The 16,194-nt window shown below is 28.3% G+C and carries 5 protein-coding genes; all 5 read right to left on the reverse strand.

The features are described from left to right. Positions 1–135 precede the first annotated feature (135 nt). The 5 genes from JS510_RS02735 to rpoB all read right to left on the reverse strand — a co-directional run bounded on the left by JS510_RS02735 (position 136) and on the right by rpoB (position 16,148). Complete coding sequence (locus JS510_RS02735) at positions 136–375, reverse strand: YneF family protein (RefSeq protein ID WP_205517229.1); 240 nt, start codon at positions 373–375, stop codon at positions 136–138. Positions 376–455: 80 nt separating this feature from the next. Beyond that, entirely contained in the window at positions 456–2,432 is a 1,977-nt protein-coding gene (locus tag JS510_RS02740; protein ID WP_205517230.1) for a leucine-rich repeat protein, read from the reverse strand. Positions 2,433–2,545: 113 nt separating this feature from the next. After that, the gene (locus tag JS510_RS02745) at positions 2,546–7,930 is read right to left on the reverse strand and encodes an SGNH/GDSL hydrolase family protein (RefSeq protein WP_205517231.1); all 5,385 of its coding nucleotides are present in this window, start codon (positions 7,928–7,930) and stop codon (positions 2,546–2,548) included. 162 nt (positions 7,931–8,092) lie between these two features. Further along, positions 8,093–12,523, reverse strand: a complete 4,431-nt coding sequence (gene rpoC, locus JS510_RS02750; protein WP_205517232.1) for a DNA-directed RNA polymerase subunit beta' — start codon at positions 12,521–12,523, stop codon at positions 8,093–8,095. Beyond that, positions 12,516–16,148: a DNA-directed RNA polymerase subunit beta gene (gene rpoB / locus JS510_RS02755; protein WP_205517233.1), complete on the reverse strand. Its 3,633-nt coding sequence runs from the start codon at positions 16,146–16,148 to the stop codon at positions 12,516–12,518. The genes rpoC and rpoB overlap by 8 nt, the downstream gene beginning before the upstream one ends. Positions 16,149–16,194: the final 46 nt, after the last annotated feature.

Genomic DNA, 16,194 nt, shown 5'->3' on the forward strand with positions numbered 1-16,194 from the left:
AACTATAAACAAGGTGTTTTTATAAAATTTATAAAAAAATATTAAATAGAGAATTTATAATATAAAAACAATAATTATTTCTATTTTTAAAATAAAACAAGCACAAAATGTGCTTGCTAAATTCATTAATGATTATTATTTTTCTGCATTCTTGGCATTTGTCATTGAACGCATAACCGCATTAATTTGTGACTCAGAAGCTTTTCTACCCATTTGTGCGAACATAGCTTTTATCATATTTCTAGTAATTGGAGGATTTTCACGGATTTGTTTTTCGAATGTTTTCTTCGCAATAATAAAACCAATAAAACCACCAACAATAGCCATAAAAATAGATAAACCGATTATAATTCCAATTCATCCACCTGTTGACATATTACTCCTCCTAATATTAATTATTTTTTTATTTTAACATAAAAAATAAAAATTATTTAAAAGTCAAAAGCAGATAGTAATTATTTAATCATGTTAAAATTTCCTTTTTCAAGAGTTCTTATAACATTTTCGTTCATTTTTTCCGCTAATTTAACTTTAAGATTATCTTTGTTTATATTTTGAAATGCGTTGAAATCGAGGGATTCTAATGATGATGGCAAGTGTATTAATTTTAAATTAGGCAAATTGTTTATAAAACTTTCAGGAATATTTTTAATTCCCTCTGGAATTATTATTTCTTTTATGTTCTTGTTTCAAGAAAAATCATTTGCTTCTAATATTGCTTTTGAGCTAATAGCAACAACAGAATCAATTTTTTGAGGCACATAAATGATTTTTGTATAGTCATTGTTATACAAAATTCCACCATATGAACCATATCAGAAATTACCTGGTTCAACAATAATTTTTTCTAAATTATCAAAATCAAAAGTAGATTTTCAATCTTGTATAGTTTTTACACTTTTTGGTAGCAAAAACTCAGCACTTACGTATTTTTTAGGGACAACTAGCAAATTTTTCATGTCTTTTGTAAATAAAGCACCATTTTTAGAAGCAAATTTCGGATTTTTTACATTTACTTCAAACGATTGAATATTGTGAGTTCCGCCCTCATATTCAATTCTATTAATAAATTCACCAACATAAATATTTTTAGCTTTCCTAAGTGCATTTTGTGAAATTACTACGACCTTAATTTGGCCATTTATCATATCATCATATTTTTGTCCGTCAGGATAATTATAAACAGAGAAACCGCGATTATATTCATACTCAAAATTATTTATTTTAACTTTTGCATCTTTATTTAAAATTTGCATTGAAATGTGATCTTTTGAAAACTCTTCAATAGAAGGTTTAAAATATCTATCTCCCTTTCAAGTTGAATCTGAATGAAAAAATTGTTTACTCTCTTCATCAAATACTAAATTTCATTGATGTGCTCCAAATTTAGATCAACCTATTACAACAACATTTTTCACTCCAATAGAATCTAGCATAGCTTTATATAAATTACTAAAACCACCACAAACTGCTATCTTAAGGTTTAAAGCGTGTACAGGATCAATGGCTGCTGTTGGATCATCATTTCTTGCATACTTTAAATTTTGGCCAATTCAGTCATATATTTTTCTAATTTTTTCAATAGTTTTGTGAGCACCCCTAACAATTTCATAGGTATGTTTTTTAATTGCTTCTTTTTGTCTTTTATCATTTGGATGAAAATAGTAATCTTCAATGTCTTCAAGTTTTACCATATTCATAAATTCGAAAGATTCATTATTTATTGATATATTTTGATCGATTTTTGTGAATCATTCACTAGTGAAATTTTCTTGTTCTTTGATGCCCTGTGAAATTTCAAGTGAGTCATTTGGTTTTTCATTAACTCCTGACTTGTAATTTTTTCTTACTTCTTCAAATAATTTTTTGAGTGCTTTTGTGCTATCTTCATAAAAATCATTGCCTTGATTTTGAACATTTATTGCTATTTTATAGCTAATTTCATTTAAATTGTTTTCCAGAATATCTCTTCATTTTTCATATTGTATTTCTGTTAAATTATTTTTAATAAAGTTTTCTACTTCGCTTTTTAACAGGTTATATTTTTCTTTGTAATTAATTTTGTCTTTATTTTTGTCTACATTTATATAGTTTTTCTTTATTTCTTCGAAGTTGGTTTTCAAAATTTCAAATTGTTGCTTATAAATATCATTGATATTGCTGTTTGTTTCTATTTTATAGCCTGTTTCATTTAAAATGTTTTCCAAATTATTTTTTCATTTTTCATATTGTATTTCTGTTAAATTATTTTTAATAAAGTTTTCTACTTCGCTTTTTAACAGGTTATATTTTTCTTTATAATTGGTTTCTTCTTTTTGTTTTGTAGATTGATTATTATTATTATGATCATCCTTAGTTTTTGAAACAACACATGAAGAAAGCAAAAAAGATGAAAATGGAATTAAACATAAAAAATAGTTCCTTTTCTTCATTATATAGCCCCTTTTTTAAATAGTAATATGTAGTATATTATCAAATTATTTTTAATATTTTGTTAGTAAAAATAAAAAAACCAAAAACGGTTTTTATATCAATTTTAAAAATATTATTTATTATCAATAGGCATGAAACCCTTTTTGAGATCATTTATCAATACATCCCTTTTTAAGATATCCTTATTATATTTATAATCTTTTGAATCCTGATAATAAATATAAACTAATAAATAATCACGAGCATAGTTTCAATTATTTAAACTATTTGATGCTGGACCAAAACGAAATTCTTGTGTTCCTGCTCAATAAGTATTATTAGCTTGGGTTCGATTTGACAAACCAATAGTACCCAAATTTGATTTATATTTATCTATGACATCATTATATTTGCCACTAGAAATTACATTTTCATATGCTTTTGCAAAAGCAAATCTTGTTTTAGCTTCAGCAGTTAAATTAGTTGCATTTCAATAGAAGAAGCTACCTGCATTTGAATACATAATTGCATTAAGAAAAGCATAAACTCTTCAGATAGAGTGATAACCGGTTACATTTTTCTTAACGTCCATAATATTTAAATAGTGTTCCTTGTTTCTTAGCTCATTAAGATAATGTTTAAATAATGGAGAAACTATTACAGAAATAAGTTCTTCAAGTTTTCCATTTACTAAGTCTCTAAAACCAGATCAACCAACTTCAACTTTTGAAGAACTATTATTTGCAGATGAATTAAACATAATATTGAATAAGCCTGAGTTTGAACTAGCTGGTGCAATTTCAAACATAAGGTTTATAAAATCTGAATAAGCTTTTGGATCTATATTAGACAATATTTTGTTAATTTCCTCAGCATTATGGAATATCTTTGAAAGGTTTATTTTTTCGCCATCTTCACTACTTATAAACGCAAGCGCACCTTTTTTAACAGCATTAAGAATTCTTTGTGTTAATGTTAAATTTGATTCTTTGCTAATTTGTTTTAACTCTTTAAAGACGCTGTCAATTATGTCATTAAGGATTCTAGAATTTGGAACAGCTTTTGCAAATGATTTAACAAAATCTTGAATAATTTTTTCTTGTTCTTGGTTAATTGAATATCCATTGTCTCTAAATGATTTTGCTAAAAGTGCTCCAACAGTTTCAAACACATAATCGTGATCATTAGCTAATTCTTTATATCATTCTTTTAGATGTTCTTTAGCTTTATTAACATTATCTGAATTAAAGAATTTTTCTATAAATTTAATTCATGACCCTGTTTCTGCATATCCCTGAGCATTATCTAGAACTTCACTTACTATAAGATTCAAAATGTTTTTAATATTCTCGGATTTAAAAATTCCTTTTCAGAATTTGATAGCATTTTCTTCTGATAATCCCTGTTTTATAAGCATTTTTGCTAAATTAAAATCATTAATAAATTTATCAACAAGTTCTTCATTTGTCGTTATTCCTTCAATAATTTTTTGAATATCTTCTTTTAAAACTTTACTATGTTTACTTATTATTGATGATTTAAGAATTGTTGACCAAAAATCAAAATTACTAATTTTTAGTTTTTCAAGAATAACATTAATTCAGTTAGATTTTAACTCACTAAAATGATTAATCTTCAACAATTCATCTTTTAGACCTTTAACTAAATTAGGAATAATTTTAAGATCTTTTAATAATTTAGGTGAATCTTTAATTAAATCATTTAAGAAAGCAGTATTAGCTTCGGATTCTAAATCAATTTTATAAGGTTTCATGTTACTTACAATTAAACCTCTTATCAATTCTCTTGTTTTTTCGTGATTAATAATACTTTCAAATATTTTTTCAAAATTACTTTCAAGGGTTGTTTCATCTTGATTTTTTAAATATATTTTCAGAATATCCAAGAATGAAGTGGCTGATTGTAACTCGTCATTGTGAGTAACTAATGTACTTAACGCACCACTTATAATTTGTTTTGTTGTATCTTCATCAGAAATAGCTCCAATAAGAATATTATTAATGTCATCTCCATTAATTTGTTGTGAAATTACATCTTTTGCAGATTTCGGCAAGTTGTCAAATAATTTAGTGCCTAAATTTTCCTTTTTCAGTACAACTAATAATGTATTTAAGAATAATTGTGATACTAACTCTTCGTTATTTGATAAATAAGCTGGATCAACAAGTGCTTTTAGAAAACTAACTAGTGTTGTTTCTCATTTATCATTTTCAAACAATTCTGCAAATAATTTTTCCAAATTATCCTTTAAAACAGTTGCATTAATATTTTTACCACTAGATGATAATTCGTTTAATATAACATCAGCAATTTTGCTTGTTATATTTAATTTCGACTCAAAATTATTAAATGAACCAACAAATTTTTTAACTAAATCAATAAATTTGTCTTTATCAATTTTGTTAAGAAGACCTTCTTTAGTCTTGGCAAACTCGTATATTAAATTGGCAATTATTGTTTGTATTTCATTTTGACTAGTTATATTTTTTAATAAATCAACAAGCTTTTCATTTACAAATTTCCTATTTTCAGGATCTTTTAATCATAATTTAACAGATTTTTCAATATCAAAATTAAACAAGTCTATTTCACTGGTCAGAACACCTTTTTGTAAAAAGTTTTTAATTAATTCTTTAACATTATCATTTTCTAATAAATAAATTAATATTTTTGATACATCTTCTCCAGTTATTTTTAGATTGATTCCAGGTAAATATTTAGCAAATAAATTGGTTATTATTAATTTAATTTCGTCAATTGAAAATATCTTTTTAATAAGCGCTTGTAATTTTGAAAAGCCTTGTGATGAAACAAAGTCTTTTACTACATATTTAACTAATTCATTTAAGGTTTTTGAATTTTCAACTTTTTGCTCATCATAATTTATCGCTAATTTCACAAGTTCATTTGAAAGCTCTGTAAATTCACTAGAATAAAGAACTTTTGTAAATATATTTTTGAATTCTTCTTTTGATAATAGAGCATTAATTTGACTAGATGGGTTTTTATATACTTCATTAGAAACTAACTCAGAAATATTAAAATGTTTTAGTAAATTTAAAACTAATTTATTTAAATCATTGCTATACTCGCCTATTTGCATTTTTCTAACTATTTTAAGAACTTTTAATATATTTTCTTCAATAGTAGAACTATTTATTTTAGATTTTATTTCATTTTTAATATTATTAAGCAGTTCTTGAACCTCGATTTTTTGTCCATTTAATAATCTTGGTATTTCAGCAAATAATTGGTTTGTTAATATCTTTATTATTTCAAATTCATTGTCAATTAAATCAAAATTGTTAACAAAAACAGTGATAGCTTTTGCAATATTATTTAAATCTATCCCTTCAAAAATTTGTGGATATTCTATAGATAAACCTTTAAGTATTCTAGCTAAAATATTTGTAAATTCATCAGATGAAGAAATTTCCTTAATTAACTGTTTTGTACGGTTTTTAGCTAAATTTAATAAATCGGGATTTGTTACTAAAATATTTAATAACTCTTTAAATGTTTTAGCTTTTGAAAACTTAGAAGCATCCTTTGATATAGCTACAAAAAGATCCGTAAGCGCATATTTTAAAGATTCGCTATTAGCAAAAATGTTAATAAGAGATTTCAAACTATTTTTGTCTAAATAATTATTGAATTTTGAATAATCAATATTTTTTAACTGTTCATCAAGTACATCATTATTTATATTTTGTTTGATAATTTGTTGAATAAATGATGCTAAAAGAGAAGCAAATTCATCATTATGAGTTTTTATAAATTCAATATTGAAAAATGATGCCATCATTTTTATAAGCATTTCTTCATTAAATAAATTTTCTTTTATCGAATTCATAAAATATTCATTAAATGGTCCTGAAGTTGCCCCAGGTATTCCATCTTTATCTCAATCAGTGTTGAAATAAATTTTTTGTATTTCAAGCAACTTAGATGGTATAAATCCACTTTTAGTAAATCACTGTTTAATTTGGTTTATATTTTCATAATTATTTTTAGTTAAAAATGTATAAAGTTTTCCATCAATATCTGCTTTTTTAAAAAACTCAGAATTTATTAAAAAATCTAAAAGTTTATTAATAAATAAACTTTCATATCTTTTTAGAACTCTTTCAAAATATCATTTATCACCTTGTTTTCTAATTTCTAAATATTGATTATACCTTTTGTCATTAGTTGTATCAAGTGTAAATTTATCTATTGAATTTCCAAAAATATTATTAATTACCTTGAATGGATCTGTAAATTCAATTTGATGAAGATATGTATCAAAATCAGATTTGACAAAATCACTAGATCATTTAATGCCTTTTTTATTCATTTCATCAACATCTCGTGAAGGACTAATTAATTTAACAAAAACATCCCCTGCCATTCTTTTGTATCCAATAGATCCAGGGTGTATATCAAATAAGGTCGGTATGAATTTTCTTAAATTTAAATTTCAAAAATCTTGATTATATGAATTAATAAAATAAAACTTATTTTGGTTAACTTTAAACTTAATTTCGTCATTGAGAATGTTAATTAACAAATTGCCGATACTAAATTTTGGTGAATCACCAAATACCTTCTTGTCAAGTATTTTAAATAAATGAGCAAGTGGAAGCGGATATGATATAAAGTTTACATTTGATGTTTTAGTATATTTTTTTAAAAGATTAGCAAAATGATCAATACGTTGGTTTAACTTTTTAAAAACACCTTTTAATGAGTTGGTTATAGAAAGAACAAGTTCAGTATAATTTAAATCATTGTTTCTAAACTGCTTAATTATTTCAAAAATAGGTATGTTTGAAATTTCCTCTAAAAAAAGTTCAATGAAGTCATTGGCACCAAGCGTTATAGTTACTAAATTAGACTTTTCAAGTGAATCTTTGACTGTTTCAGAAAATTTATTTATTTTATCTATATCTTGAATTTGTAAAGTTTGTTTCAGTTCTTTTAAATCGCTATCGCTTATCTTATTTTTTTCATTTTCTCAATCAAGAATTATGCTTCATTGTTTTAAAGTTGAACCAGTAAAAGAGTGATTAAAGAAAGAAGAAAAACGGTTTTTGTCTGCACTTTGTAAAAATTGAGCTAAATATGCAGGAAAAGAAATGCCTTCAATTTCTCCCTTTTGATTAAAATTGCCAGAATAATCTTTGTCTAATTCAGAATCAAAACCAGCAGAAATTGAATCACCGAGTGCAACATAATTTATTTTATTATTTAGAGTAATAAAATCAGGACTTTTTGCTCTATCACTGGCTTTAATTTTAAAATTATTATTTGGCTCATCTAACAATAAATTATTTTTGTCTTTGTTTGGTAAGCCAGGAACTTTTAGATTTTTGTCATCATTTGGTTGAATATTCCCATCAGAATATTCAAGTTTTTTATCACCAAATGGAATGTATGAAATTCCAATTGCCAATGCTAAAGTAGTAGTAATAGAAATGCATCCTGTGATTAATATGGGCTTTAGTTTAATCTTCATTAATCCCCCTAAAAAAGGTATTGAATATTAATATCTAACTATTATAATGAATTAATCTTAATAAAAAGGATTTTTTAATGCTTGTGCTTTTTTTACCAATAAGTCTTTTTTATTGGCAAAAAAGTAAAAAGATTGCCCACATGAGCAATCTTAATAAGATAATTAATTATCACTTTCTTCATCAAAATTAATTGGTGTAGTTATGAAAATATCATTTTGATATTCATCAAAAATATTTTGAATTTCAGTACTTGCATCAATATCATATTTACCATCGCCAATAAATTGAACTGGTTGAATATTTGGATCATATTTATCAGGGAAATATGATCTAGGATCACGAATATCATATTTACCGTTTTCTTCAAAATTGAAGTTAGTACCTGCTGGAATTTTACGTCCAAGAATAATATTTTCTTTAAGACCATTAAGTCTATCAACTTGTCCCTTAATTGATGCATTAACTAAAATTTTAGGAGTTTCTTGATATGATGCAGCAGCTAGGAACGAATTAGAAAGTAAAGGAATTTGTTTTGCACCTTTAATTTTAACATCTCCAAAAGGAGGTTTTTTACCTTGTGAAATTAATTTTGCAGCTTCTTTTTGATATACTGAAATATCAACAAGTGAGCCATTAAAGAATTTAGAATCACCAGGGTTAGTAATAAGAATTTTTGATAACATTTGACGAATAATTACTTCAATATACTTATCAGAAATTGTAATACCTTGTAAACGGTATAATCTTTGTACTTCTTTAAGGATGTAGTTTTGAACTAAACGAGTATCACCAACACGAAGAAGTTCATTAAGAACAATAGGACCTTCAACAAGTTTTTGACCTGGGGTAACTTTTTCACCAATTGAAACTCTAAGTTTTCTACCTGCTTTTGATTGATAAGATTTAGTTTCAATTTTGCCTTCACGTGTTTTATATTCAAGTGTAATTACATCAAATTCAACCATTTCAGTGCCTTCTTTAACACGTTGAATATTTATTATTGTTCCATAATTTTCAGCAATAATGGCTGGACGTCCTCAAGGAGAGTCATAGGCATCGATTAATTCAATAAGTCTACTAAAACCACCGGTAATATCTTCAACACCAGCAACACCACCGGTATGGAAGGTACGCATTGTAAGCTGAGTACCTGGTTCACCAATTGATTGAGCAGCAACAACACCTACTGCTTCACCAATATTAACTACTCTATTAAGTGCTAAATCTTTACCATAACATTTTTTACATACACCATTAGGTGTGTAACATGATAACACTGAACGAATTTCAACTGCATCTATACCTTCAGCAATTATTCTATTAGCTATTTCAGGGGTAATTAATTCATCAGCAGTAACTATTATTTTGCCCATTGAGTTATAAATTGTTTTGTTTGAAAATCTTCCTTCAATTCTATCGTAGAGTGCTTCAATAACAGTATTTGTTTTAGTATCTTTAATGTCTTTAACTTCAAAACCATAATCAGTTCCACAATCATCTTCAGTTACAACAATACTTTGTGCAACATCAACTAATCTACGAGTTAAATAACCTGATTTAGCAGTGTTAAGAGCAGTATCTGTAAGACCTTTACGGGCACCGTGGGTTGATGAATAGAACTCATAAGCAGTAAGTCCATCAAGGAATGATGATTTAACTGGAATTTCAACAGTTGAACGAACCACACGTTCATTTTCAGCATCGGCTTTTAAAATTTTAGCATTGTTATTCATAAGACCACGCATACCAGCTAACTGAACAAAGTTACTTGAATTACCACGGGCACCAGAATTAAGCATCATAAATAATGAGTTATTTGGATAAGCTTTTGTTAATTTTTTAAGGTCATTCTCAACATCTTCTTTAATAGATGCTCATTTAGCAATAGTTGCATTATATCTTTCATCATCAGTCATAAGACCTTGATCAAAGTAATCTTTAAGTTGTTCGATGTATTTATCACCTTCTTTAATTTTGTCTTTAGTTGTTGGAAGGGTTATAACATCAGAAATTGAAATTGTAGTACCTGATTTTGTAGAGAAATGGTAGCCAAGCTCTTTAATGTTATCCAACACATTAGCAACAATGTTTGTATATCTAAATCATACTTTTTCAAGAACGGCTGTATAATCATCTACTGTTCAAAGAGCTTCTTCATGTTTTTGATTAATAACCACTTCTTCAGCTTTCTTCTGATATTCTTCTCTTATGATTGTTTCAAGCATTTCAACATGATTAATGTCTAACAATTTACCACGAAAATCTTTTAATGCTGCACAAAAATCAAAAATTTGGCTTAGATTATCATTGTTTAATTTATTAATAACAGATGCTATATCACTCATGTTTACAGTTGCAACATATTTGTCATAAACTCTACGAACTATAACCGCAATATCTTTTTTAGATAAAGGCAAGTTTAGTGGCATTTGACTGATAACTTCTGGAAAATTTTGTCCATAAGGAAGTAAGAATTCTTCAAGTTGTTTCTTGTTGCTTGATGTATAAAGAACTTCTTTTTCACTTAATTTTTCTTCACCATTAGCATTTTTAGATTTTACATATTCAATGTGTTTACCAAAGATAAATTCAAAACTATCTGGGAAAACATTATTAAAGATAAACTTACCAACAGTTGAAATAATGTATCTATTTTCAGGATCAGTGTTAAGTCTTTTCTTGTTAATTGCACTAATTGGCATAACAACACGAGCATGAAGAGATACGGCCCCTTCTTCATATGTTCTCATTAATTCTTCAAATGAAGAGAAGAACTTGCCTTCACCCTTAACAGCTTCAGGTTCTTTTGAAGCTGATTTTTCCATTGTTAAGTAATATAAACCAAGAATAATATCTTGACCAGGGTTAATAATAGGTTCACCGTCTTTAGGACCTAAAATATTTTTAGATGCAAGCATTAATTCTCTTGCTTCACGAATTGCTTGGTCGCTAATAGGCACGTGAATAGCCATTTGGTCACCATCAAAGTCCGCATTAAAAGGAGTACATGATAATGGATGCAATTTTATAGCTTTACCACGAATTAAAACTGGTTCATATGCTTGAATTGACAAACGGTGAAGTGTTGGTGCACGGTTAAGAAGTACAACTCTTCCCTCGATAGCTTTTTCAACATAAGGTCAGATAATTGGATCTAAATTTTCAATGGCTTTCTTACCAGATTTAATTGAATTAATGTAATTATCGCCAGCAATAAGTTCCTTAATAATTCATGGTTCAAATAATTTAGCAGCCATTTCACGAGGAACACCAACTTGGTGCATTTTAAGTCTTGGACCAACAACAATAACAGAACGACCCGAGTAATCAACACGTTTACCAAGAAGATTTTGACGAAAACGACCTTTTTTACCTGTAAGAACATCAGAAATAGATTTTAATGGACGGTTATCTTTTGAAGAAACAGGATTTGGTTTCTTTCTTGAATTATCAATTAAAGCATCAACTGCTTCTTGAATCATACGATACTCATTTTGCTTAATTAGCATAGGAGCATCTGTTTCATCTCATTTTTTCAAACGATTATTTCTAATAATAATTCTACGATAAAGCTCATTAATATCACTTGTTGAATGTCTACCACCGTCAAGTTGAACTAATGGACGTAAATCTGCAGGGATAACAGGAAGATTATAAATAAGCATTGACTTAGGATCTTGGCCAGATTGAATAAATGCATTAATTACAGCTAAACGTTTGTAAAGTTTTGCTCTTTCTTGAACTTTTAATGTTGCAGCTGAATTTCTTCTTATCGCTTCATTAATCTCTTTAATTTCTTTTTCAATACGTGCTGATTCAGCTTCTAAGTCTGCATTTTCAAGTAAATATTCAATAGCTTTAGAACCTGTTGATATTCTAGCATCAGAAAACTCTTGAATAATTTCATTGTATTCATAGAAGTCAATACCATAGTCTTGACCAGTTTGAGAAACAGCATATTGTTCTAATTCTGTTAAAGCCTCACTAATAAATTCATATTCTTCACTATCTTTGTTGAATCTTTCTTTTAATTCAGTTAGAGCATCTCTATATATAATAGCAGCTTCGGAAATGTCAATTATTGTGTTTTTAGGTAAGTTTTTAAGACCACCATCTTCAAGAACTATATGGCTTTTATAATAAATAAGTTTTTCTAAGTCACCTTTTGAAACTTCTTTTGATGAATCAGCAACCCTTAAACCAAGAAGTTTAGAAATAATTGAGTGGTCTATTTTGAAAAATCAAAAGTGAACAACTGGGTTTTCAAGATGAATGTGACCCATTCTGCTTCTACGAACCATTTTTGGTAAAATTTTTGGTTGATATTTTTGACACATAGGTGTCTTTTCACAAATTGTGTTTTCATCGCTTTTCTTATATTTAGTTCCGCAAATAGGACATTTAAAGTCTGTTGTAGGACCAAAAATAAGTTCGTCAAAAAGACCATCTCTTTCTGGTTTGTAGCTTTTATAGTTAATTGTTTCAGGTTTTGTTACTTCACCACATGATCAATCAAGAACATCTTGTTTTGTAGCTAAAGAGATCTTAATTTTTTTAACTATGCTTTGAACTTTTCTTTTAAAATTATTCATCAAAACCTCCATCAGCAAGAGCATCGCTTGTTTCAAAATATTGTTCTGCTGCTTCATCATCTTCATGGTTATCTTCAGTAGTAATGTCCAATTTCATACCTAAACCTTTAAGCTCATAATTTAAAACATTAAATGATTCAGGAACACCTGGTTCAGGTAAGTCTTTTCCTGTTACAAGTGAAGTATAAAGTTGATTTCTACCAAAGATATCATCAGATTTATATGTAAGAATTTCTTGTAATACATTTGTAGCACCATATGATTCAAGTGCTCAAGTTTCCATTTCACCAAATCTTTGACCACCATTTTGGCTCTTTCCACCAAGTGGTTGTTGTGTTATAAGTGAATATGTTCCAACACTACGTGCATGCATTTTGTCATCAACCATATGGTTAAGTTTAAGCATATACATAATACCAACGGTTACTGGATTATCAAGTCTTTCTCCTGTTACACCATCAATTAAATATTGTTTACCGCTTAATGGTAAGTTAGCTTCAGCAGTAACATCCTGAATTTCTTCTTTTTTAACACCATCAAACACTGGAGTAACAAATTTACAATCAAGTGATTTAGCTGCCATACCAAGGTGAACCTCTAAAACTTGGCCAATATTCATACGTGATGGAACACCTTGAGGGTTAAGCATAACATCAACTGGTGTACCATCTTCAAGGTGTGGCATATCTTCTTCAGGAAGAATAATTGAAACAACACCTTTGTTACCATGACGACCTGACATTTTATCACCAACACGAATTTTACGTTTAACAGCAATTGAAACTTTAACAATCATGTCAATGCCATCTTCAAGTTGGTCTTTATTGTCTCTACTTAATACTTCAACACCTATAACTGTACCATTATGACCATTTTTAACTTTTAATGAAGTGTCTTTTACATTCATTTGTCTTTGACCAAGAATAGCAGCAAGTAATTTTTCTTCTCTAGATGGATTGTCATCGCCTTTAGGTGAAACACGACCAACAAGCACATCACCAGGAACAACCTCAGAACCAATAAGAACAATTCCATGTTCATCAAGATGCCTAATTGCATATTTAGGAACATTAGGAATTTCTCTTGTTAATTCATCGCTACCTGCTTTACTTGTTCTGAATTGAATTGTCTGTTCTTCTATGTGAATTGAAGTTAAAACATCATGTTTTGCAAGTCTTTCATTCAAAATAATAGCATCCTCATAGTTGTAACCTTTAAATGTTGTAAAGGCAACTAGAAGATTTTTTCCAAGAGCAAGTTCTCCGTTTTTAAAACTTGAACCATCAACAAGTAAATCTCCCTTTTTAATTTCATCTCCAACCTTAACAATAGGTTTTTGATGAGAAACTGTATCTTGATTTGAACGTTGAAAGTTCTTCATATTGTATGTATCAAGGGTACCTTTTTGATTTCTAACCTTAATTTTTTGACCATCAACATATTCAACAGTACCATCATTTTTAGCTCTAAAGTTTGCAGCTGAATATTTAGCAATATCAGCTTCAACACCTGTAGCAACAAAAGGAGCTTCAGCTTCCAAAAGAGGAACTGCTTGCCTTTGCATATTTGATCCCATAAGTGCACGGTTAGCATCATCATTTTCTAGAAATGGAATACATCCAGCAGCTACAGAGACCATTTGACGTGAAGAAACTTCAATAAAGTCAACATCTTCTGCAGAACCAAGAATATACGTGTAATTTTTTCTAATGGTTAATACTTCGTCAGTAATTCTATTGTTATCATCAACATGAACTGTTGATTGAGCAATGTTATAACCAAATTCATCAGCAGCTGTTAAATAAACAACATCATCATAGTCAACAACAGCATTATTAACTCTAAAGTATGGAGTTTGTAGGAATCCATACTTGTTAACGCTTGCATAGTTAGCCAAGTTTAGAATAAGACCAATGTTTGGTCCTTCAGGTGTTTCAATAGGGCAAATTCTTCCATAGTGAGTTGCATGAACGTCACGAACTTCAAATTGAGCTGTATCACGGTTAAGACCTCCAGGTCCTAGTGATGTAATTCTTCTTTCATTTGAGATTTCAGCAAGAGGATTAATTTGGTCCATAAATTGTGAAAGTTTTGAAGAGTTAAAGAAAGTTCTCATTTGATTAGAAACAAGTTTATTATTAGTAATATTTTTTGGAGTAACTTTCTCAGGTTCTTTAGCAGACATTCTCTCACGTGTTGTTTTTTCAAGTTTTGATAAACCTACATTTAATTGATTTTGCATTAATTCACCAACAGACATAATTCTCTTGTTTGTCATTGAGTCTGGATCATCATCTTGTCCTATGCCATCAAGAAGATTAAAGTAGTAGTTAATTGCTGCAATAATATCTGAAACAATTAAGTGTTGAGCTTCACTCTTTGGATCATTACCAATTACTAAAGTATCTAGGCCTTTGTCCATTCTTTTTCTATTTGCATAAATTAAAATTTTTGCAATTTTTGTTGATTTTTTAAGATATGCATAATTTGGATCCTGCATTAATTTTACGTAAACAGTATCTGCATCAATTCCATCAATATCTTCAGTCTTTAAAAGACCTTGATCAAAGTTTCTTTGGATTTCGATAGCAAGTTTATGCTCAATGAATGAACCTTTTTCTAAAAATTTAGTTTCACCATTAGACAATTTAATTTCAAGATCTTGAGCAAGATATCTTTCTGTAATTCTATCAACTAAATTAAGCTTTTTATTCAACATGTATCTACCTGTTGCGCTAAGATTGTAACGTTTTTTGTTGAACAATAAACTTGGAAGAAGGTTAGAAATTGATGACTCTGTTCTTAGATCACCACGACGAATTACACTAAATAATTCTTCACGACAATTGTAAATAACTTTTTTTGGATCATCACTTGATTTAAGTCTTTTGTCTCTTAGAAGAGTTTCTTTAAGTTCATCAGAACTACCAAAAAGGTTAATAATATTTTGTTCATTTAAACCAAGAGCACCTAAAAATGTTACAAGATTAATATTTTTATTCTTGTCGATTTTTATTTTTACAGAATCTGGATTCTTAATTGTGATTTTATGTGAAATCTCAATTCATGAACCAAGTCTTGGAAGAATTTCTAATTTGTTAAACAAGTCATCTGATTGCTTATTACGTACTCCACAACCAAAGTATGCTCCAGGTGAACGAATTAACTGACTAACAATAACCTTTTCACTACCATTAATTATGAAACTACCGCCTGAATTCATAAGAGGAATTTCACCAAGAAGAACTTCATCTTCCTTAACAACACCTTTATCAGTTGTAACTTTAAATTTTGCAAAAAGTTTAGCTGCATAGTTAATTCCTTTTACTTTAGCTTCAACTATTGCATCATATTCTTTTGGTGGCATTTCCAATCTAGCTGAATTGTGTAAATATTCTAATGACACTTTTTTGTTACTTGATGTAATTGGGTAATGTTCTCTAAGTACATCTTCAATTCCGCTCTTTTTAAATCATTCAAAAGAATTCTTAGACATGCTTAAAAAGTCTGGAACAGTTCAGTTATTTTTAGTAACAGAATAGTCACGACGTTCTGTGTAGGGACCATACTTTTTAATTTTGTATGGGTATTTATTTACGTATTTGTTTGCTTTTACAGTTGCCATATACTCAATGCTCCTTCTCAAAAATTTTTTGTAACCTAATGCATGT

Origin of the sequence: Mycoplasma tauri (genome assembly GCF_016925555.1) — a bacterium.
GTDB classification, from domain to species: Bacteria; Bacillota_I; Bacilli_A; order Mycoplasmatales; family Metamycoplasmataceae; genus Mycoplasmopsis; species Mycoplasmopsis tauri.